The sequence below is a fragment of the Psychrobacter sp. DAB_AL43B genome (genome assembly GCF_900168255.1).
GTDB lineage: Bacteria > Pseudomonadota > Gammaproteobacteria > Pseudomonadales > Moraxellaceae > Psychrobacter.
Genome location: NZ_LT799838.1, coordinates 3,250,216 through 3,272,737 on the forward strand (window position 1 = coordinate 3,250,216; position 22,522 = coordinate 3,272,737).

Consider the following 22,522-nt stretch of genomic DNA (forward strand, 5'->3'; position numbering starts at 1 on the left):
AAAATCTCTCTCATAGTATTAATAATTCATATCCACTGCGCTTCCTTCAAAGCACCCTTCAGCTAAATATATTGATTTAAATAAGCTAGAAAGTCTCACTAGGCTTTTTTGACTTAATAATAAATCACTTACTACGATAACTTAGTGCCTCAGATACATGAGCACTGGTGATATCGGCACTGTCAGCGAGATCAGCAATCGTCCGCGCGACGCGTAATACTCGATGATAGCCACGAGCGGATAAATTCAGTCGCTGCTGCGCGAGCTGCAATAATTGCTGCTCACCCTCACCTAGCTGAATGTACTTATCAATCTCACTAGGACTAAGCTCATTATTGACTTTTTTCTGTCGTATTAATTGGCGATTATGTGCCGCGGATACTCGACTACGCACCTGCTCAGAGGTTTCGCCGGCTTGAGCGTTTTGTAGATCGCCAATCGGCAATGCTGGCACAGTAATATGCAAATCAATCCGATCGAGTAGCGGTCCTGATAGCTTATCTTGATAGCGTTTAATCTGTTCAGGTCGGCAGCGACAACGTCCTGAGCCATCGCCATCATAACCACATGTGTAATAATCCCAAATTACTGGCACAATATCCTTCAATATCACCTCTTTTCTATTCCAATACTTACCAATTAAATGGCAAAGATATACCAAATAGCTGTCATAAAATTTAATAAATGCTAAATAAGCGACAAATTATTATGAGACAAATGCGCAAAATAAAACCGACTAGAATGAGCGTATCAGGAAGAATTCCATATAAAGGTAAATCATTACCTTATGAATCAACTTTAGAGCGCGATTTAATTATAGTCCATGCCTTTCGAGAAGATGTGGAGGATATAGTTGCTCAACCAATTACTATACCTTTCGTCAAGAATGGCATTACTTATAAGTACACTCCTGACTTTTTTATCAAATTCGTAGAAGACGATGGTAAGCCAAATATGATTATTGAGGTTAAACCATATGATCTATGGCAAGCGAACTGGAGAGACTGGTCGGATAAGTGGAAGACGATGCAGCGCTATTGTAAAGACAATGGTTATGTATTTCATATTTATGATGAGAGTCGTATTAAGAATACAGCTTTAGACAATATTAATCTCTTAATGAAGTTTAAGAACTCTGCAATCGAAGAAGAGGATAAGGAAGCGGTTTTAGAGCAGGTTAGGCTTATGGGTACAACTACTATAGATTACCTATTAACACGTTTTTACATAGGCTCTTTCTTGCGCAATCACGGATTACGAGTAATTTATCATTTACTTGCTACTAAACGATTAAAATTTAATTTATTCCTTGAAATTAATGACTTAACAGAGGTATGGGTGGATTATGAATAATAGTAGAATTGCAGAAACTAACTCATCTATCTTCGAAAAACATTTAGATAATTTTCAAAAACTAGGTATCGATGTAGATACAATAAATGAGTCAACACCAACAACGAAAGGGTATGGTTTCATGATTGACCATGATGATGAGGGTTTAGATAGGTTTGAGATCAGGCGTGGACGTATTGATTTGCGTAAGGGGAAAACCTATCTAAATAAGTCTGATAATAAACACTATGAGCTAGTCGAGTACTTAAACGAGAGTACAGAGGTCGTAGTTCGTAGTGTTGAAACGGGTAAAACCAGTATTGTTAACATACAAAGTTTGTCAAATATTAAAGATCAGAATAATGATCATATCAATGTCGATATTAGTGCTATTGGCGATGAAGAGTGGCAAAAAGCACAGTCTAAGTTTGAGGCAATCAAACCTATTATCAATACTGAGCATAGCTATAACCATCGAAAATTAATTATGGAACGCTCAAAGGAGATCAATGTCTCAATTCGTTCATTATATCGCTGGATTAAGCAGTATCAGGCTGTTGGCTCTATTGCAGGACTGGTAGAGAAAAAACGAGGTTGGAAGGAAGGTGGATCACGTCTAACTAAAGCTCAGGACGATGTTATTCAAAGAGCTATAAAAGCATTTTATTTGACCAAGCAAAGAGCCAGTTTAGAGCAGACTTATCGTGAAGTTTTTCGTCTTTGTTCCATGGAGAAAATCGATAAACCAAGTAAAAAAGCCATCAAATTACGTATTGATCAAATTTCAGAGTATGAACAGCTTAAAAAGCGCGGTCAAATAGAGCAAGCTAGAAAAAAATTCAAGCCTACACCACATTCCTTTCCTAACGCAGATTACCCATTAAGTGTGATTCAAATAGACCATACACCTGTTGATTTGATATTAGTTGATAACGAGCATCGAAAATCCATTGGTAGACCATATTTAACATTAGCTATTGATGTCTACAGTCGAATGATTACGGGATATTATTTGTCGTTAGATCCACCGTCAGCAACCTCAGTTGCAATGTGTGTTGCAAGAAGTATCTTACAAAAAGAGAGTCTTTTACTTGAGCATGGTATTGATCATACAGAATGGCAAGTGTATGGCTATCCGCAAAAAATACACGTTGATAATGGCGCTGATTTTCGATCAAACACTTTGGCTCGTTCGTGCGAGGTTCATGGAATTAACCTTGAATTTAGACCAGTAGCAAGGCCTCAGTTTGGTGGACATATTGAACGTCTCATTGGCACGTTTATGAAAGAGGTTCATGGCATCAATGGTACAACATTTTCTAATATTAAGGAAAAAGACAACTATGACTCTGAAAAAGAAGCGACACTTACTTTAGATGAGTTTGAGGTTTGGCTTCTTACCTTTATAACCAAGGTTTATCACAAGCGAATCCATAGTACTTTAGGGCGAAGTCCTACGGAACAGTGGTATCTAGGTATTCATGGTGATGGCGATAACATTGGTACAGGTTTACCATCGTTGCCAGAGGACTCAAAAACCTTACTATTAGACTTCATGCCAAGTTTTGAGCGAACCATCCAGCATTTTGGCGTGACTATCGACTCCTTACGCTATTACGATCCCTGCTTAAATATTTTTATTAACGCCAAAAATAAAGATGGGAGTAAAAAACACTTTTTATTTAGACGTGATCCAAGGGACATTAGTAAAATTTGGTTCTACGATCCAAGTTTACATCAGTATTTCACCGTCCCCTTTGCTAACCAGCAGCTACCAAGTATGAGTCTATGGGAATACAAAAAAATTCGGAAGCAAATTGCTGATAAAGGAAATGAGTATATAAATGAACATCAAATCTATGAAGCTTTGACCGAGATGCGAGACTTAATCGAAGATTCTTCTAAAAAAACAAAGTCTGCTCGTAGACAAGCGCAACTTCAAAAAACACATGCTAAAAGTCAAACTATCGTAGCCAAAACAATGATGGCAAGTAAAAGGAACAATGCCGCTACTGCTAATAATCTAGAGCCGACTAACAGTGATAATATCCAAACAAATTTGCAGCCATCAACACAGGTTTCTAAAAAACCTGAAAAGAGTGTTATTGCAAAAAATGGACTACTTCTAGATACGACTGATTTTGATTTTGGAGATATTGAATAATGAATGAAATTATCACTGATAACAAAGCGTCTTACCTTCATGTATATAAAGATTTCCGTCATCTTGTAGAATATTCTGATGACGATCGATTAGATTTTATTAACGAAGCTCGCTGGGTCAATTATGATGTAGCAGACAATATAATTTTAGAGCTAAACGGGCTTTTGAGGTTCCCAAAAAGACTAAGAATGCCTAACCTTTTAATAGTCGGTGATTCAAATAATGGCAAAACCAGTATTGCTCATCGTTTTTTCAGAAAGCATGGTATACCAGTCGAAGAGAATGGCATTTTAATCAAGCCTGTCATTTTTGCAAATGCTCCTTCAAGCACTAATGAAAAAGACCTCTATATGTCTATTCTAGAGGCACTTCATATGCCCTATAGAACGAAAGATTCAGCATCTTCATTGCTCTATCAAGTACTTCATTTATGCCGCGAGTATCAAGTCAAAATGATCATGGTTGATGAGCTTCATTCATTACTTACAGGTACACCAAGACAGCAACGTCAGGTAATGAATGCTTTGAAGACATTATGCAATGAATTACAGATACCGATTGTCGGTATTGGAACGCAGGATGCGAAACGTGTACTACACACTGATCCTCAGCACGCTAGTCGATTCGATATTGTAGAAGTCCCTCTTTGGAAATTAAATAAAAAATTTCAAGAACTACTTTTTCGACTCGAAAGTGTTTTTCCGCTTAAGAATCCATCAGAATTGCATCAACCCAAAACTGCTGCTCTTATTCATGCTGTTTCAAAAGGAAATTTAGGCAACATTCACAGGCTTCTATCAGTTTGTGCCAAAGATGCCATCCTTAGCGGTACAGAACAAATTACTGAAGAGATTCTAACTAAAAACAAAGATGTTCGCCCAACCGAAGGACTCAGGTGATGGTTAGCGTAAAACCATTACCCGTTGCTACGCCTCTTTTAGATGATGAAAGCATAAACTCATGGTTACTACGGGTATCCTTAAATCAAGGCTGCGACCTTTCTACCATTCTTTTTTATCACTGGTCTAAATACAATTTGCGTCATCATGATTTTGATAAAGGCTTTAATCATATTAATAAGCAGATACATCAAGATATGGCTGTACTTGCTCAGACTAATCTTGATTTTTTTGATAATAGAAGCTTGATACAGTTCAATGAAGATATTGGATTAGAGTATCGATCAAATATTAGCCTTACTTGGGTGTTACCTATTCCCAAGTTTCATTCTAAAACGATGGTAGGCCATCAATATTGCGCTCAATGTATGCAAGAGGACAAAAACGCATATTTGAGATTAAAGTGGCGATTTAGTTGGATTGTTTACTGTGAACAGCACTTAAAACCACTACAAAATTCGTGTTCTAGCTGTGGACTGCCGTATCAACCACATCTGATTAAAGCTAATCATCGATTTATCAATAGATGTCCTCATTGCCGAGAAAAGCTAAGCGCTGAAAAAGCAAATCAAGTTTTATGTGCAGATGCTTATGAGTTTCAATTAAAGGCTGAACAAGTATTGAGCGCTAATCAAGCAGTAGTTTTTGGGCATTCAATAGCCTCTGGTGACTGGTTTGAGCTTATATTATTTTTCATCAACCTAATAAGAAAAAGTACTTTGAAAAAAGATTTAATTTATAAAAACTTAGTAGAAACCCTTGATGTAGGCATTGACGGTTTTGAGCTAAGCAAAACTAGAACGGGACTGAAATTTGATTACTTATCCCATGGGGAAAGAGTAATGCTTATTGCCTACGCCAACCAGATGCTCAAAATTACATTTGATGACTGGCTATTAGCTTGTAGGAAAAACAATTTAACGCAAAATAGCTTCCGGTTGGGTAAGCGACCCATCATACCGCAAGCCTTTTTACCTATCTACAAAGAGCTTCCCTCAGTCGTAAAGCGTCAAATTAAAGGAAGTAGGGTATCCGCTAAACCTAAATCAGCAAGGGCAGTCAATACTTCTTGGGAAAGGATGCAGTTACGAATTGAGAAGTTGAAAATATATGATAAAGCAAAACCCAACAAGAGAGCCAGAAGAGCTACTAAGTCATAATATCTATCAAAGCTATGCTGATTTTAGTGAATTCCTTCGTAGTCGGACGGGCAAAAGAAACTTCGTTGCTCCTGCATACAGGTTTCTTGAGTTTTTCAAAGAGTGTGATCTACAATGGGGCAAGATACCTTCTTATGAGATTATAACTTACACCTTTGATGATCATTTTGTCCAAAAAAACATGCCTGTACTTGGATGGCTTTTAAAAACCCATCAAATCTGTGTCGATAATACAACAGAACAAATTATTATTTCACAAGCGGCTATCCAAGAGATGTTCGTAGCCTTTGATGACGATCCTCCAAGTATATTGCAAGAATACTTGTGTTTCTTGAATAAAAGACAGAAGCGTCGTCAGAGCAAGCCAAGCTCTGTTAGAACGGTTTTTCAACCTATGATCAGTTTATACTACTACTATGGTTTACACGGCTCACAAACGCCTTCACAAGCTCAAATAGATAGATATTTGACCATGAATAAGGGTCAAATATCAGCTATGGTTTGTTTTGTTCAATACTTAAACACTAATCGTCAATTTAATCTCATTTGTAAACGGGTGTCTAAGCAAATACCAGTTAGACCAGCTTATAAAATAGTTGGAGATAAGGATCGGCAAAAATTTGAAAGGCGATTTATAGCGCTAGCCATGCTAACCGATCCGTTAAACGATAAGGAAAAGATCCAATGGATCAATTATGGTATTAGGTATTTCCATAGATTTTTCATCAGTATAAAAACCCTATCAGATATAGATATCAAGCCATGTGATGAGTATGAGAATCTAATGCTAGTTCAATACGATAATAAAAAATTTGCATTACCTAAATTTTAGTTAACTTTCAATAACTTGAATATGAGAGATTGCATAAAAGCACTTATTCAACGTTCAATACTAAAGTTTACATATATAATATGTGTTTTTATTGAACAAATATAGAGTTTCTATTGTAGAAGACAACTCGCCTCCGCTAGAAATTCTTATGAAAGGGCTTATTTATGAAAAGATTAATCTTAGCAACAGTAATATCTTTCTTTGCAATGTCGTCAAATGGCACTGTTACTACTACTGATAATCCATTTTATAATGCCGCTGAGGTTAATCATCCTCTATTTGCTAAGGGTGCTGGTGGATCGCAATGTAAAGGTTTACCGCGTGTTTGTGGTCAGATGGTTAGTTGTGAACAAGCCAAGCAAGCGCTCAAATGCGGTAATACCAGATTAGACCGTGATAAAGATGGCGTACCTTGTGAATCTATCTGTCCGGGCGGTTAAATATGAACTTATTTATTAAAGGTTTATGTATAACTATCACTATTTCCTTAGTGTGAAGTGGGGGTTATGACGAACTTCTTCCTGATTCTTCTAGCATCGTTGGAAGTAGCTCAGGCTCTAACAATAGCGATAGTAATGAAAATGACAGTGATAACGCCGTTTCATTAAAAAAACTTGTAGTCGAATGTCATCATATATGGAGGCCAATCGGCAGCTTAGCTGTGGTAATTGTATGCAAGTAATAAAATTTCATACTGAATTACTCGCAACTCTTTGATTTTACAGACTCATAAAGAGGGCGTAAAAATAAAGTTTCATACTTGCTCACTCACGAATAGAGGTGTAGAGCATAGTTATATGAGTAATTCTTTCACTTTTTGGGAGCTGCGAAACCATGTGACCTATGCTAGTGATACGGGCCGTACCTTGTGTTTCGGTTTTGACAGTATCCCCTACCGAAAACGCACCAAATGGCGTAGAACTAATATACTTATTATTGGCGCGTCTGTCGTCTGATTCGTAAACTTCCAATATATACTCTGTAGACATAATTTTTCCTCTGGTTAATGTGTCTTACTTTTCTAAAAAAATAAAATACTTTTCAGTATGATACTTTAATACTTAGTATAAATCCTTATTACTCTCTCACAGTAATACCGCCATTGATAGTGATAAAGACTGTATCCCTTGTGAAGCGTTGTGTTCAAATTAAAATACTTGCAGTCAACCCGTTGAACACTCTACGATTCTGATCAGCCTACTTACCACTATCTCTTTACTAAAAAAAACCAGAAACTCTAGTTTCTGGTTTTTACATTGTCACTGATTATTTGCAAACTTTTAAGCCTCAACTTTCTCTTCGCTGAGGAGTCCTTTATTTATTAAACTTTGTTTAAATCTAGCTGATGCTTTACTAGCTATATGGTCTGAAATACGCTCACGATTTTTATAAATATCACTGTACATCTCTTCTTCAGTTAATTTATCTTTTCCAAGAAGAAATACATCTTTATTCTTTCTTACCGTGTTGTAAGTGTTACTATCAAACGCAAATGGAAATTCAGTTTTGTTTAACATGGTATATCTCCTTATTGGAATAATTGCAGCAACTCACTAATCAAAGTAATTTTGAAAGAAATGTTGATTGAGCTTATCTTCAAAATAATGTTTTCGCTTTTTCCAAATAAAGCCATCGCCTTTACTAATAATTGCTACATCAATCGCACCACCAACACTTTCCAATGAGGACGTAGTTCGTCTTTTCAGAAATGTTAGATAGATCAAACTCTCTGCAAGTTCCGCTAAATCTTCCTTAGATAGAAATCTTAAAGCTTGTAAAGTTGGTTGTATATGGGAGTTATGTAGAACAGATTCTATATTATTTTGCATCGATACCATAATACTTTCTTTAAACTCTTGCTTTAAAGTTTCTAGAAGCCCCTCATCAACTTCTCCCTCTGTATTCGCAATAATTGTATCGTTATAAGTATCTAAAGTACTCGATAGTGACTTATATAATGAATCATTGACAACATTATACACCTCAGGGTTCATGCCTCGAATAAAAGTATTCATTACATCAGTCTGTGCAAACGGAACAAGGTCGCAGTGATGTTCATCACTAATTGAGATATCACCAGTAACACTGTAACGAAGGTTCCCACTGACCACTCCATCCGTCTGGATAGAATATAGAGCTGGATATAATTGTTCATTACCGTAGCCTACAAAAACTAATCCTGTAAAGCCTAACAAAAAGCAATTAGATGATAAAATACTAATGAACAAATCAGCAATTTTTGCTCTTAATCCTTCAATATTATCTGAATGTAGTAGTAATGGAGTACTATTTATAAATACATCATCAATAATTTCATAGATAAAATCCTCATTACTCTGCTTAAAACTTTTTAGATCCACCTCATCTAGACCTTCTATCTTATCTAAGGCATTGAAAATTAAGATATCTTGATCAACTATACTTTCTAGTATAGCTGCTACTTTTTTCACGCTGTCGATTTTCTCAGATGGTATATCTTCATACGAATCTAAATCTTGTAATACTAACAAAGTGTCATAATCACCCTGATCTAATAGTTGGTTTCCTACATCATTTATAATTTTATTGACTATGATCTGTAACTTCGTTGTAAGAAAAGCTTTTTCTTTTTTTCTAAAGTTCAATAATTCATTTTTTATAAGAAATTTCCTGAAATCATCGCTGTACTCTTTAACAGTTCTGAATGATCTTTTCTTTAAACTTTTTCTATACAACTTGATGATTAGCTCCCAAGGCGTATAAAGAAACTCTGCATTGTTAAAGATCATGATCGCAACTGGATGGTGTTTTGATAAAGTGAAGACTTTGTTAGCTGTATTAAAAACCTTGCTAGTTGATTTATCACCATTAGTAATTGTCGCAGCACTATCTGCGGCTAATGCCATACCTGTCTTATTTAAGATCGCTACAACTGCTGTCATATAATTCTCTTTGGTTTAAAAGCTCAAATACTCAAAATACAAACAAAACCTGATTTGCTTCATTTATCTGTTTTATAATCTATATATACGGCATTAAATCTATATCAATCAATGGCTTAATATACTAAGCATACACTTTTCCCTATTAATATTTATATCTCAAAACTATTTTTTTAATGTTAGATTATCCATATCACCTATAGCTTCTATAAAACTCTGATCATGAGATACCAAGATAATTGCACCTGTATAGTCGTGTAATGCTTGCTGGAGCAAGTTTTTTGATTCTATATCTAAATGGTTGTCAGGTTCATCTAGTAGCAGTAAGGCTGGAGCAGTAGGACCACAAAACAAGCATGCAAGGGCTACTTTTAATTGTTCGCCACCGCTTAATGTATTGACTGGCTTGATTGCAGCATCTCCCTTAATTCTCAGTTGCGCCAATCGAGTTCGATATAAATCTTCTGTCCAACCAGACGCTTGCTGACGAAAATTATCTAATGCGGACAGATCTTTATCGAGAAAAGAAAAATGCTGATCCATAAGGCGATAGGACTGAGTAACTGCTATTTCACCTCGCAACGCTTCAAGCTGACCTGATATTACTTTTAGTAAAGTGGATTTGCCACTACCATTCTTACCAGTAATGGCAATGCGTTCGCCCTTATTCACGATCAAACTCAATGGAGTTGCCATGCCAAAAGGTAAGACAACATCAGATAGATGCAGCAGTGGATTACTGGTAACTTCGGGAGTAGCCGTTACGATGGCAAGCGGTTCTATAATCTCTAATTGAGCCTTAGCACTAGCTGCTTGTCCGCTAGCATTTTGTATTCGATCATCGTGTAGCTTCGCTTTACGTGATTGAGTAGCCTCTGAGCGCCCTAACTCACGGTCTAGAATAATTTTACTTTGATTGCTATCTTTACGTTTATTTTTACCGCGACTTTGGCGCTGTTCGGTCTTCTCTTGAGCAGCCTGCTGTTCTCGCTTGGCTTGCTGTAGTTCTTTTTTTGCCTGATCAGCACTTCTTTGCGCACCTAAAAGTAGCTGTTCTTGACTCTCTAGCCAATCATGCCAACCACCACGACTTATTGAAATCCCCATACTCGTTAATTCATAAACGATCTGTACTTGTTCTAATAAAATGGGATCATGTGACACTAATAAAACACCGCCATTAAAACTCTCTAGCCATTGAGCTAACCACACGCGACCATCCTGATCTAAATGGTTGCTAGGCTCATCAAGTATTAAAAACTTACATCCTTGCCTTTTTAATGCTAACAGTTTTAAACGTGTCTGCTCACCACCGCTAAGTGACTTAAATGGACGCTTAAGAACATCTAGTGATAGCTCACCTTCTGCCAATAAGGCGTCTGTTTCAGCTTCCCAGTTCCACTTACCGTCCATAAAACTAAAATCTTCCGGTGTACCTTCACCATTGAGAATACGTGAGCTTACTCGTTGTATCTCACTAACACCTAAAACATCACCTGCGGTTCCTACTATTTCAGTTTCTCCCTGAGCCAAGTAGCCTATTTTGCAAAAGCGTTGTACAACACCCTCACTAGGCTGCAACCTATCTGCTAGTATTGCTGCTAAACAGGATTTTCCTACTCCGTTTCTGCCAATTAACGCATGTAACTCATTAGTCAAAAAAATATCAATTTCTGAAAATAAAGGCAATGATGATTCAGGAAAAACTAAACTTAACTGTCTTGCTTCTATTAGGTTTTGCATAAACCCTCTTTTAAAACGTATTACATTAGCCAAATAAATACAATCCAAGCTCCAATAGATGCTAAAAAGCAAAGTAGACTAGCTCTTTTACAATATGAGAATATGCGAAAGTTGCTAGAAGGAATAATGGACTCGTACCTATTAGCTCCTTCTAAAAGTAAGTATAAACGTTGAATACTTAGTTTATCAGCTAAATCTCTTTCACTTCTTATATCGGCATACAAATAAACAGCTCCAAAGATAATACCCAAGGCATTAGCGATAATGGCTACTTTGAATAGAAATAACTGATTACTCTGTATGAACAGCAGGGAACTGTCAAGTGCTGGGGACATTCTAGTAATTTGAGACACTATGACTGAGAATACTCCAGAAGCGATAACAATAAGCCACTTCATCCATTCATAATCTTTTTCATTAGCAGTATTGTGCTTCTCTGCAAGCGCTCGGCCTATTTCATCTAGTGTAGGTTTCAAAGCTTCATGACGATTATAAAAATCTACCGTGATTCCCTCTTTATCTAGTTTGTTATTGAACCTCCTTTGAAGAGCCTTCAACTCTCGCTTACTCATCAGCTCGTTACTCGCTTAATTGTCCAATGCAAAACTAATACCCCTAATAAAAGCAGGTAGCCAAACAACCAGTATCCTTGTAATGTATCAATAACAACTAAAGGCGCTTGATTAATACCAACACTACCAGTTGTATTAGAAATATGGTTTTCAGCAATAAAGCTCAACGCAAAGTATCCGATTAAGGCAAAAAAAGTAAATATTATTGATAATTTTAAGAATTTTTCGTCGATTTTACGCATAGCTTACTTTTCCGTAATTAGCTTTTCTTTGAACATTAGTATGAACCCAAAGCTAAATATGAGACAGCCTAGACCAGCTACCAGTTGCTCTGACACAGTTGTTTGATGCTCCCAGTCATACGCTATGATGATTATCAGGATAGATATAACCCAAGATATAGTCGCAACTAAAGCAAATAATATTCTATTACTTGGCAGAAAGTTAGTAGACTGTAACCATTTAGGTTTCAAACACAGCCAGAAAGCCACAAGTGGGATTGCTAGCATGGGGAATACTAGGAAAACAGCTATATAATTGTTCATTCTAATCTCATAAGTTGTTAGAGTACTTTTATAGTTTATGAAATCCCACATGCAGCATGGGTCAACCCATTACCACAGAAAAACTTAATTTCAGTACCTTTTCCTATTTTAGTGACATAATAATTAAAGTACTATAGTCTAGTTATTTTTTAAAGTATATTCTAACCTTATTTGACAGGAGCAAACTAATGGCTGTCTACGTAGATTTTGCAAATATAAGTTTTAGGCAAGATAAGTGGTGTCACTTGCTGGCCGACAGTCTTGATGAGCTGCATGACTTTGCTTTGCTTATTAATGTAGACAAACGATGGTTTCATAAAAATGCCAGTTATCCTCATTATGATATTACTGTCAGAACCAGAGAAATAGCTATCAGTAGAGGAGCTTTACCATCAAATAGAAAAAAAATAATTGAATGTGCAAAAAAGTTAAAAGCTGAGCTTGAATACAATCGCTCTTTAACCCTGAATACGAATCAAATGAGCTTATTTTAAGTAAGGTGTTAAGATGATTATTAAAGAAGATTCGTTGGATGATCTATTGAACTCAACTTTCTCTCAAATCGTAAATTGCGGAGATGAGGTAGAGTCTTCAAAAGGGGGAAACAATGAAATTAGAAATGTTCAACTTATTTTAACTAACCCCAGAGCAAGACTAAGTATCTCAGAATCTAGAAGCAAACTGATCAGCTGTATAGGCGAGTTTTTTTGGTACGTGAACGGAAGTGATAGTATTGAGTTCATAGAGTATTACATATCAAACTACCGAGATTTTATCGACTATAAACAAGGTGAAAACGCCCCTGTTTTGGGTGCGTATGGTTCTAGAATGTTTGGTATAAAGAATCAATTTAAAGCGATTAAAGATCTTCTCAAACGAAAGCCTGAAACACGAAGAGCGGTAATATCGATATATGATAAAGAAGATCTTTTTAGGGACGACTCTAGAGACATTCCTTGTACCTGTTCACTACAGTTCTTCGTCAGAGATAATGCTCTCCACTTGACTACAATAATGAGATCTAATGATGCTACTAAGGGTCTAATACATGACTTATTTAGTTTTACCCTTATCCAAGAACTCATGTGGGCAGAGTTAGCGAAAGATAATGAAGCGTTAGAACTAGGCATCTATACACACTTCGTTGGAAGTCTACATATCTATCATGAGGATAAAACTACAGTTGATAATTTTTTATATATTGAAGGATGGCAAAACAAAGCTGAGATGGAACCCATAAACCCTTCTTATTTAGAGAATGATTTTAATATCATTAAAGAATTAGAAGAAAAGCTGAGAACACAGTCTTTACAGGACGACTTTGATATCCACAGCATTAAAGATATATTTTGGCAAGAGATAGCTATAATTCTATTGTCTTATTCATACGCTAAGCAAGGTAGACAAAGCGAATTAAAAGAGCTTAGAGATTTATGTAGAAGTGACCCTATACTCTATTTTCTAGATAAAAAAATTAATGAAATTAACAGAAAAAACTTTAAGTAGGGCGTTTATGAAATATCAAGAAAGAATCGATTATTCAGTCATATTAGCTAATGACATTACCGAATACCTTACAAACGAAGGGCTTTCTTGCGGGCTTTCTAGAATTTCATATGAGGTTTTAGCTATGCAAATTATCGAAAGCATGAAGCGGGTTAAATACTTCAATGCTGTTTCAAACAGAGATATTGATACCCGAAGGTTAGACCCTCAAGACACCATTTTTGACCCAGTAAGAGCAATTTTATACCTAAAAGACAGAAATTATGATGAAGCATGTTGGTTGACTTTTTTGTTAGTCTATACAGCAGAGAATTACCAATCAAATTGGAATTTCTTGAGGCAACTATACTCAGGTGTAGATGAAAAATTGACGTGGGAAGTTGCTAGTAATAATACTCAAATACTTCCTAGGTTAGCAGATAATCTTATCAACTCACAAAACAAACCAAAATTTGGTAATCATGCGAAGTTTAAGACTTTAAGAGATATACCTAGAGTGCTTGAAGATTACATAAACTTTGTTAAAGTTAATGGTGGTCATTATAACCTGTTCATAAATAACAGTTTAGAAGATCCTAAAGAACATTTTAGAATGCTTTTCCCAGTAATTCGACGCAATATACATAGCTTTGGGCGATTATCGACATTTGACTATTTGTCTATGCTATCTAAGACTGGTTTGGTTAACGTTGAAGCTGATAACTGCCATATCGTTGGGTCAACTGGTCCTAAAGACGGGGCTAAACTTATCTTTGGTAGTTTCTCAGATAAGCAATTAGATAGCTACGCTATGGGTCTAGCAGATCACCTCGAAATTGGCTATCAAGAGATGGAAGACGCATTATGCAACTGGCAAAAATCACCTAATGTATTTTATACTTATAAAGGGTAGTCAATTTAAACCCTACCCTTTATCACCTGTTATTTACATAATATGCCAAGGTTTAGCTAAGTACCTCTGGTATAGAGGAGTTATCGAATATAGGCCTATGTCTATCATTAAAATACCTGTAATCTATTTTTTGAGAAGATTTCAATACTCCTATAAGTAGGCTTGGTGACAGATCAACTTCGTTAGCGACCCTACACAAATTTGCAAAGCTAGAACGTTTGTCTCTACGTACTAATTTAAAATCAACTTTTTGTTCAATCTCTTTTAAGGTGAAAGGGTAGATTAACTGTGAAACCATAAATTCATCAGCTTCCTTTTCGCACTCATCATGCTGTTCATTATCTTTAGGTTCACCAAAATCGTAATGTGTCATTTCATCTTGGTGTAAAATTAGATGTGCAGCCTCATGAAAAAAAGTCTGCCAAAAAAGGTGGTCTTGATTGTATTTGTTAGTAATAACAATCATTCCTTTGCCCTCTATGAACTTTGATACGCCCCTTATAGGGCATTTATCCAAAGTGCTTAAGAACACTACGGCTACACCGCATTCAATACAAATTTCTAGTAAATCTTTCTTAAAATTCCTTAACCCTCTTTTTCTAGATAAGGTTTTAATTTCTTGTAATTTTTCTATAAAAAGAGACTTATTGAAATCGTTTAGGATATGTTGCTTCTTAAACTCTAACTCTGCCATACGCATAAATGCTGCAATGTTCAATGTTGAAAATTCATAGCTTCCAATTCTTTTATACCTTGATCCTAAGAAATTCTTGTATATACTTTCTTCGTTTAATGGACTCAAGTCTGAAATACCAAAAAAACTTTTTAAGTTCAATTGATCAAGGTATTTATAATCTGAACTTGGTAACCACGATCTTTTTTTCATCTCTTGAACAAGTGTATAGTAATCTTCAAAATTGCTATCGATATTGCTCTCTTGAAATCTTCTAATACTCTTCTCATAGTTGTTTTGTATATTTAACCAAAAATCTTCACTCCCACCTATAAGTCGAGCTAGGTAAGTAGCTGTATCGGAATCGATATCTATCTGTTGATTGTTTAGCTTCTTAAGAAAACTGCCACTCAGACAAGATGGGTCAACATTACTTCCTTCCAGAAATTTTAGTATGGTTTGAGAAGGGTGGTAAACCCAATTAGGCTGAAAATCGTGTATCATTGCTATTTTCTCCTATGTATTCGAGCTTTAGCCTACTAACTGTTTTCCAGTCGTAACTTGCACTTTTACCCAAGTGTGACTTATTGGCTATAGAAAATTGAGCTACAATATCACTAGTCAAATTGACTTGCAAAGTATCTTTTTCAAAATAGAAGTCATTTTGAGCGGGTATATCTTGTAGAGTGTCCCCTGCTGCTAAGGTCGTCAAGATAAACTTTAGCTTTTCTCTAGCTTCTTCTGTAAGCTGATAGAAACTAAGAAAGTCGTCTATTGAGCTATCTCTTAGTTCTCTTGATTGATATGAAATGATCATCTTTTTTCCAGTAAGAGGCTGTTATGAGTGTGATTAGTGTTGTTGCCGCAGTAATAAAGCACGACGATAAATATCTATGCGCACAAAGGAAAAGAAGTAAGTTCGAATATCTATCGTATAAATTTGAATTTCCGGGTGGTAAAGTTGAGTCTAACGAGACTCACGAACAAGCACTCCACCGTGAGATATTAGAAGAGCTAGATGCACATATTGAAATAGTATCAATATTAAAAAAAATAGAACATCAGTACCCAGACTTTAAGGTTCATATCACTTTTTATAGATGCAGCATTTATGAAAAAGAATCTATAAAAAAAGTAGAACATAATAACCTATCGTGGCTTACAAAGCAGGAACTTCATGAGCTAGACTGGGCAGAAGCAGATATACCTATTATTAGGTTACTCTGAATATAATCGCGTTGTCGATAATAATACTAATTTTTATATTTGAATTGATTAGATTTTAAGTGTGTTATAAGTTATCTATACCGTTTCTGACCCAATTACTGTTAATCGAGTTAGGATGCTTAAACAAAGCTAACTTCCCATTGTAAAAGTTAGTAAATTCAGAGTTTAGAGTTCCGTTTAAACTTACAACTTTTGCTATCAATTCAACTAGCTTACCGTCCTTACTGAAAAAATCTTCATCATTGTCAGTTTTATAAGCGATGCCATTAAAACCTTTTACTCTTGTTCCATTGCTTTTTGAGTCATTTTTCTTCTTTAACTTTACTTCTCCAAACTCTAAAATATAATACTTATTTTCCGCAATTTGCAATTCTATTACTAAAACATACTCAGGCCAGTATAAATCATGAGCAGTAGAGTGTAACTTGGCTAACGACATCACATAGAAATCGTCCTGCTCTTGAAGACCCTGACCAAAAGTAAACCAGCGTGCGGTTCCATGATTTTGTTTCGAGTACTCTTTAGCATGATTCCAAGTTTTATTAAAGCGAGATTGATCGTCTTCTTTTACATCAAAAAGTCCCTTGGCTAAACCTGTTGATCCTCTCCCAATTTTCTCTCCTACACCTAGTTCCTCTGGCATCTCTTCTTTTACAAAGCGTGTGCTATCATCAATAGGTTTAGAAACTATACCGTTTGTTAGTTTGTTGATTATGACTAGATCACCAATTCTCTCCAATCGTTCGAGTAATATTAAAGTCGTTAGATTATTTACAGGGTTGTGAGTAAAATCTAGATCTTCAATATTATCTGGTGGTATGTACTGCCTTACTGTCAAAAAATCTTGACTCTCTATAGATTCATCAGTGCTAAGTCGTCTTTTTGGTTGAAGAACAAGGTTAATAGGATCAAGTTTAGGTTCACTGATACCGATAATATTTGCGCATAATATTTTATCCCCGATAGGGATACCCTTAATATGTAAGGTCAAAGGTTGATGCCAAAAATCAATTCGAACGTTTCTTTTTTTATTATCTTTAGCTTCTTGAATATTGTTGTGTATTTTCTCAACTTTTTTCCATACGTCTAAGTTATATTTTAATTGATGTAGAAATACTGCGTCTCTTTGAGTGAATTTTGGAGGTAATACAACATATTCATCAACTCCCTCGGCCTTCATTTTTTCTTCGATCTGTTTGTTTCTTGGAATCAGTTTTTTCTCTATAGTATCCAAATTATATCTACTAATAATACGTTTTATATCCATGGAATACCCATAATGGGTAATAAATAAAGATAAAGGGTGAACGATAATTTTATGTTCACCATCTTCAATATTTATTAATTGATTTTTATCATAGCCATTTATTTTTTCAAAGTATTTTGTACTATCGAATGGCATTTCATTTATTAGTTGGCTTCTTTTGATAGTTTCCTCAGATGTAGGATTTTCTTTAAGGTCTATTTCTGCTCCAACTCTCATATCAAAATATGCTTTTGAAAAAGAGTGAATATTATAATTATTTTTGACTTCAACTTCATAGGAATTAAGAACAAAGCGCTCTTCTGACTTACCATTCTTCCAAATACTACCGAAAGGTAATTTATGTATGTGGTTGATATGAATTCTTAACTTTAAATAGCTAGTAGCTTCTTCTCCATTTTCTTTTTTAATATACTTAGGCTCTGTTAAATTAGCGAATAAAACATCTACATAGGTAACTGTTCCGTTGCTGTTGGAGCTTGAGCTTGCATTAGTAGGTGCAATAAAATCCTTGTCATACCAAACGACCACATATTCAAAATTCTTATTAAAATGATTTACCGTATAATTACGGTCAGGTTCAGAATTAGCATCTGTATCATAATCAACCTGAGAATGAGGCTTTATGTAGTTGCTAATGTCGAAGGAATTTTTATATTTTTCTCTAGAACTGTCTTTAGTAAAAAAATGGCTCATATAGTTCTCATATTTATCAATGATATTATTGTGCCATCAATTTAGATTTTTTGCCATTAATTTGGAACTATTACACCTGTAAACAATAACGAATGACCACCAGCTGCGGCTATCTCTAAGGCACGCCGAGCATGATGTTGTCCTTTAACATCAGCCAAATCCACTTGATAGCCAATATGCTGCTGTGCTGGACTGGGCTGCACCACCTCTAGACGCTCATCTAAAAGGCTAGCATCTGTCAATGACTGCAAGTGATTACAGACGGCCTTTAAGTTTGCCGCCGCCAATACTATTATTCCATCAACACGGCTGGCCTCCGCCCCGTTATCTATCGGTACTATTAGCTGCGGTTTGGATGGCGATAACGGCTGACCTTCATTGAGCTCTGGCTCATCACTCTCTGATACTGGCAATATTTTTAACGCTAATAACTCAGCTTTCATTGCCCGTGCGACTGCTAAGCTCCCCGTTACTTGCCGCAGCTCGCCATTGAGCGCCAACTCACCGATGAACTCAAATCCTGATAGCACTTCTGGATCCAATTGATCACTGGCTGCCAAAATACCGATGGCAATAGGTAAATCAAGACGAGCCCCGTCTTTAGGCAGATCTGCGGGTGCTAAATTAATTGTCAAACGTCGATTAGGGAATTGAAAACCAGAATTAAGAATCGCTGAGCGTACTCTATCCTTACTCTCACGTACCGCCGCTTCAGGTAAACCAACAATGGTCAATGCTGGCAATCCTTGTGACAGATGCACCTCAATAATCACCTTGGGTGCATGGAGTCCGACGACTGAGCGGGTATAGACTTGAGCAAATGACATGAGCCCTTCCTAATATAGAGGTTTATCGATAATAGAGTATTATTATTAAGTGTGCAAATGTTGTGTTTTTTATTTTTGAATTTATTAAAGACAATCTTATTTCTACCTTATATTTTAGACTTACAAACGCGCTATGTTGCCTATATTTAAAGAAAATATGATTGATTAATTAAGCTAATACATTCACTAACATAGATGTTTGGAATTGTTATATGATGGATGAATGCTTTTTGATTCTTCTTATTCATCAAATGTTTACAGTTTTTATTTAAACCTTCTCACTTTTACTGCTAGCTAGGACAGTAAAATAATTGGAAAACTTAACAACTAGCAAGTATGAGCAATCAAAAAAGCATGCACAATAAAAGGAATTTATTGATCATTTAAAGCTGGGTAGCAATTTTTTGCTATCGCTTTATAACATAGTAATTAACCATGGATGGGTAAGCTTATGAGCATCAAAATGCTTAATCGGCGTGTGTACACACTTACGCTATTGACGGCGGCAGTCTCATTGGGATTGTCTGGTTGTTCGGATAATGACAGTTTTAGTAGCAATATAGATGACAACACGTATGCGGCAGATATCCAGCGCACTGAGTTTGGTATCCCGCATATCACCGCTAAAGATTACAAAGGGCTGGGTTATGGCGTCGGTTATGCTTTTGCCGAAGATAATATCTGCTCACTCGCCCGTGAGCTAGTGGTGGCTAGCGGTGAGAGTATGCTATATCTAGGTACTGAAGGTAATATGGCAAGCGATGTTTTCTATACTTGGTATAACTCTCCAGCTAGGCGAGCTGAGTTTTTAGCGGCGCAAGATCCTGAAGTAATAGATGCCGTAACAGGCTATGCCGCCGGTTATAGTCGTTATCTGCGTGATAAAGGGGTTGCAAAAATTGACCCTGCTTGTGCTAACGCTAAGTGGGTACGTGAGATCACCATTGATGATTTATTGATAGTTTATGGCAAAGCCAATTTGCGTGGTGGCTTATCTAACTTTGTCGGTCCAATCGTTGCCGCAGCGCCGCCTGCAGCAAACGGCGTAATGGGTAGCTCTAGAATGCGTAGTGTTGAGGCTTCAGATCCCGTCGTAGACTCAGCACCTGCATTTGATATGAGCACTATCAACGCGATGGATGGCGGTAGTAACGCGTATGCATTCGGTAGTGAAGTAACCGGTACTAGTAGTGGTGTCATGTATGGCAATCCGCATGAACCATGGGAAGGCGTACAGCGCTTTTATGAGTTTCACTTAACTCTGCCAGGCGAGCTTGATGTTATGGGGGCGGCTCAACAAGGTCAACCCTTCATTAACATTGGCTTTAACAAAGACGTTGCTTGGAGTCATACCGTTTCTACTGCCAAGCGTTTTACCCTTTATCAGCTCAATCTGGTCAATGGCGACCCGATGAAGTATAACTATAAAAATAGCGCTGGTGTGTTTGAGCAGCGTGATATCGAATCGGTTCCTATTACTATTAAACTACCAAATGATCAAACACTGGTTCGACCTATCTATCTATCACAATATGGTCCTATGCTAGCAGTCGATAAGGTTAGTGGTGCCCTGCCAGCTTGGGGCACTTATAATCTAGCTTTTACGATTCGTGATGCAGCCTCTGAGAACCCACGCGCACTCAATCAATGGCGCAGTATGAATAAAGCTACTAGTGTTGAAGATTTAGTAGATAGAATGCAAGATATAGTCGGTCTGGGCTTCGTCAATACCATCGCTACTGACCGTTACGGTAAGGCACTGTATGCCGATATCTCAACCGTTCCACATGTAACCAAGCAAAAACTAGAAGCTTGTAGTGCCGGTCTAGTCCTTGGCGGATTGATTGCAGCAGATTTGCCAGCACTTAATGGCAGTACAGCAGACTGTGAATGGGGCAGTGATGCCGATTCACCACAAGCGGGTATCTTTGGACGGACAAATTTACCCTTCTTGATTCGTAATGACTATGTTGCCAACTCAAATGACAGCTATTGGCTTAGCAATCCTACACAGCCACTAACTGACTTTTCACCCTTGCTACGCCGTCGCTTACTGCCTTTCCTAGGGCCTAATCCAGTAGATGGTGTACCGTTACTGATGCGTTCGCGGATGGGACTTACTCAGATCGCAGATCGATTAAGCAATAAAGATAATTTAGGCGGTAATACCTTTAACCTAGAAAATATGCAAGAGGTCGTTTATGGCAACCGCAGTTATGTTGCCAAATTGGTACTTGACGATGTGCTGGCTGATTGTAAAAATAAACCAATGATGCCTATTTCTACAGGAGGCACTGTTGATGCTACAACAGCCTGTACAGTTTTAAGCAACTGGGATCGTCGTAACAACTTGGATAGCCAAGGTGCTCATGTTTTTAGAGAGTTTTGGAGTAATGTTGATTTTACTGAAACTACTGATGATGCCTTTAGTGTTAAGTTTAATGTAAATGATCCTGTTAATACCCCTAGTGGTCTGATTATCAATGAGAGTACGCGTACCGCTCTAGGCGATTCCATCAAGTTCTTTCAAGATAAAAACATAGCGCTTGATGCCTCATTATCTGATTTGCAATACGTCATCGATGCTGGCAAGAGTAGTGAGAAAATCTCTATGCATGGTGGATTAGGTCGTGAAGGTGTCTTCAATGTTGCACAATCTCAGAGTAGAAAAATCTTTAGGGATAGCGTTGAAACCATAACCACTGTAAACGCTGATGGTACTTACGGTCCAATTATCAATGGTCCAACCTACATGCAGACGGTCACGTTTGATGACAAAGGACCTGTGGTAGAAGCGCTACTAGCGTACTCACAGTCAGCCGATAAAACACGGCCTTATCACCGTGACCAAACGCGCCGTTATTCTGCGAAAGAATGGATTCGTCTGCCCTTTAGCGCCGGGGAAATCTCCAAGCAAGCCGTTGGTAATAAGATTCAACTCAGAGAATAAATTAGCGTAATTCTTGATATTGATATAAAAGACTTTAGGGTAATCCTGAGGTCTTTTTTTGTACCCTATAACAATACAACTTTATGGGTATATACAAAAACTCGCTGTCCATGCCACTATAGTTAATGATTTGTTATACTAGTCATTACCTGCTTAGCTTTGAAATTTATGCTAAATAACTCAGCTGACTTATGCATTATTGTCATTCGCAGTGAGCCAAATAACCTATATCAAAATAGCGACCAACAAAGCTATTACCCGACTTAAAAAAGCCGTTTACCAATCACGTAAAAACGACGATTTATACAGTCAAACGAGG

Annotated in this window: 20 protein-coding genes and 2 pseudogenes; 11 read left to right on the plus strand and 11 right to left on the minus strand. The window is 36.8% G+C overall.

The genetic code is table 11. The features are described from left to right. Positions 1–124: 124 nt before the first annotated feature. Positions 125–568: pseudogene (locus DABAL43B_RS13865) on the minus strand (ATP-binding protein); the annotation flags it as partial. Between the two features lie 140 nt (positions 569–708). On the opposite strand from DABAL43B_RS13865, the gene DABAL43B_RS13870 reads away from it, so the two are divergent. The 6 genes from DABAL43B_RS13870 to DABAL43B_RS13895 all read left to right on the plus strand — a co-directional run bounded on the left by DABAL43B_RS13870 (position 709) and on the right by DABAL43B_RS13895 (position 6,827). Next, the gene (locus tag DABAL43B_RS13870; protein ID WP_197684661.1) at positions 709–1,353 is read left to right on the plus strand and encodes a TnsA endonuclease N-terminal domain-containing protein; all 645 of its coding nucleotides are present in this window, start codon (positions 709–711) and stop codon (positions 1,351–1,353) included. Next, positions 1,346–3,496 carry a Mu transposase C-terminal domain-containing protein gene (locus DABAL43B_RS13875; RefSeq protein WP_079692929.1) on the plus strand — a complete coding sequence of 717 codons (2,151 nt, stop codon included), beginning with the start codon at positions 1,346–1,348 and terminating at the stop codon, positions 3,494–3,496. Before DABAL43B_RS13870 ends, DABAL43B_RS13875 begins: the two co-directional genes overlap by 8 nt. Continuing rightward, complete coding sequence (locus DABAL43B_RS13880; protein ID WP_079692930.1) at positions 3,496–4,395, plus strand: TniB family NTP-binding protein; 900 nt, start codon at positions 3,496–3,498, stop codon at positions 4,393–4,395. Before DABAL43B_RS13875 ends, DABAL43B_RS13880 begins: the two co-directional genes overlap by 1 nt. Further along, a complete protein-coding gene (locus tag DABAL43B_RS13885) occupies positions 4,395–5,555 on the plus strand; it encodes a TniQ family protein (protein WP_079692931.1) in 1,161 nt (386 codons plus the stop codon). Before DABAL43B_RS13880 ends, DABAL43B_RS13885 begins: the two co-directional genes overlap by 1 nt. Beyond that, on the plus strand, positions 5,506–6,387 hold the full coding sequence (locus DABAL43B_RS13890; protein ID WP_079692932.1) for a hypothetical protein: 882 nt from the start codon (positions 5,506–5,508) through the stop codon (positions 6,385–6,387). Before DABAL43B_RS13885 ends, DABAL43B_RS13890 begins: the two co-directional genes overlap by 50 nt. 164 nt (positions 6,388–6,551) lie before the next feature. Continuing rightward, positions 6,552–6,827, plus strand: a complete 276-nt coding sequence (locus tag DABAL43B_RS13895) for an excalibur calcium-binding domain-containing protein (RefSeq protein ID WP_197684662.1) — start codon at positions 6,552–6,554, stop codon at positions 6,825–6,827. Positions 6,828–7,151: 324 nt separating this feature from the next. Here DABAL43B_RS13895 and DABAL43B_RS13900 read toward each other — a convergent pair whose 3' ends face one another. From DABAL43B_RS13900 to DABAL43B_RS13925, 6 genes are all read right to left on the minus strand, one after another. Further along, on the minus strand, positions 7,152–7,376 hold the full coding sequence (locus DABAL43B_RS13900; RefSeq protein WP_079692933.1) for a hypothetical protein: 225 nt from the start codon (positions 7,374–7,376) through the stop codon (positions 7,152–7,154). Between the two features lie 291 nt (positions 7,377–7,667). Then, complete coding sequence (locus DABAL43B_RS13905; protein WP_079692934.1) at positions 7,668–7,904, minus strand: hypothetical protein; 237 nt, start codon at positions 7,902–7,904, stop codon at positions 7,668–7,670. 36 nt (positions 7,905–7,940) lie between these two features. Continuing rightward, positions 7,941–9,308 (minus strand): hypothetical protein, encoded by a 1,368-nt coding sequence (locus DABAL43B_RS13910; protein ID WP_079692935.1) that lies wholly within the window; start codon positions 9,306–9,308, stop codon positions 7,941–7,943. Between the two features lie 165 nt (positions 9,309–9,473). Further along, entirely contained in the window at positions 9,474–11,051 is a 1,578-nt protein-coding gene (locus DABAL43B_RS13915) for an ABC-F family ATP-binding cassette domain-containing protein (protein ID WP_079692936.1), read from the minus strand. 20 nt (positions 11,052–11,071) lie between these two features. Further along, positions 11,072–11,623, minus strand: a complete 552-nt coding sequence (locus DABAL43B_RS13920; RefSeq protein WP_079692937.1) for a hypothetical protein — start codon at positions 11,621–11,623, stop codon at positions 11,072–11,074. Further along, positions 11,623–11,865 carry a hypothetical protein gene (locus tag DABAL43B_RS13925; protein ID WP_079692938.1) on the minus strand — a complete coding sequence of 81 codons (243 nt, stop codon included), beginning with the start codon at positions 11,863–11,865 and terminating at the stop codon, positions 11,623–11,625. Before DABAL43B_RS13925 ends, DABAL43B_RS13920 begins: the two co-directional genes overlap by 1 nt. A gap of 491 nt (positions 11,866–12,356) precedes the next feature. On the opposite strand from DABAL43B_RS13925, the gene DABAL43B_RS13935 reads away from it, so the two are divergent. From DABAL43B_RS13935 to DABAL43B_RS13945, 3 genes are read left to right on the plus strand one after another with little or no spacing between them, the layout of a single operon-like run. After that, positions 12,357–12,662, plus strand: a complete 306-nt coding sequence (locus DABAL43B_RS13935; protein WP_079692940.1) for a DUF4031 domain-containing protein — start codon at positions 12,357–12,359, stop codon at positions 12,660–12,662. Between the two features lie 13 nt (positions 12,663–12,675). Beyond that, the gene (locus tag DABAL43B_RS13940) at positions 12,676–13,674 is read left to right on the plus strand and encodes a thymidylate synthase (RefSeq protein ID WP_079692941.1); all 999 of its coding nucleotides are present in this window, start codon (positions 12,676–12,678) and stop codon (positions 13,672–13,674) included. A gap of 7 nt (positions 13,675–13,681) precedes the next feature. Continuing rightward, the gene (locus tag DABAL43B_RS13945) at positions 13,682–14,566 is read left to right on the plus strand and encodes a hypothetical protein (protein ID WP_145952540.1); all 885 of its coding nucleotides are present in this window, start codon (positions 13,682–13,684) and stop codon (positions 14,564–14,566) included. Positions 14,567–14,618: 52 nt separating this feature from the next. Here the strand turns inward: DABAL43B_RS13945 and DABAL43B_RS13950 are convergent, their stop codons facing one another. Both DABAL43B_RS13950 and DABAL43B_RS13955 read right to left on the minus strand, forming a co-directional pair. After that, positions 14,619–15,743 carry a hypothetical protein gene (locus DABAL43B_RS13950; RefSeq protein ID WP_079692943.1) on the minus strand — a complete coding sequence of 375 codons (1,125 nt, stop codon included), beginning with the start codon at positions 15,741–15,743 and terminating at the stop codon, positions 14,619–14,621. After that, positions 15,721–16,056, minus strand: coding sequence for a hypothetical protein (locus DABAL43B_RS13955; RefSeq protein ID WP_079692944.1), 336 nt, complete (start codon positions 16,054–16,056; stop codon positions 15,721–15,723). Before DABAL43B_RS13955 ends, DABAL43B_RS13950 begins: the two co-directional genes overlap by 23 nt. Positions 16,057–16,079: 23 nt before the next feature. Here DABAL43B_RS13955 and DABAL43B_RS13960 point away from each other — a divergent pair, with 23 nt between their 5' ends. Next, a complete protein-coding gene (locus DABAL43B_RS13960) occupies positions 16,080–16,466 on the plus strand; it encodes a (deoxy)nucleoside triphosphate pyrophosphohydrolase (RefSeq protein ID WP_079692945.1) in 387 nt (128 codons plus the stop codon). A 64-nt stretch (positions 16,467–16,530) separates the two neighbouring features. On the opposite strand, the gene DABAL43B_RS13965 is transcribed toward DABAL43B_RS13960, so the two are convergent. Further along, positions 16,531–18,426, minus strand: a complete 1,896-nt coding sequence (locus DABAL43B_RS13965) for a hypothetical protein (RefSeq protein WP_079692946.1) — start codon at positions 18,424–18,426, stop codon at positions 16,531–16,533. Positions 18,427–18,500: 74 nt separating this feature from the next. Beyond that, a pseudogene (locus DABAL43B_RS13970) lies at positions 18,501–19,253 on the minus strand (magnesium chelatase domain-containing protein); the annotation flags it as partial. A 451-nt stretch (positions 19,254–19,704) separates the two neighbouring features. On the opposite strand from DABAL43B_RS13970, the gene DABAL43B_RS13975 reads away from it, so the two are divergent. Beyond that, a complete protein-coding gene (locus DABAL43B_RS13975; RefSeq protein WP_079693138.1) occupies positions 19,705–22,203 on the plus strand; it encodes a penicillin acylase family protein in 2,499 nt (832 codons plus the stop codon). Positions 22,204–22,522 lie beyond the last annotated feature (319 nt).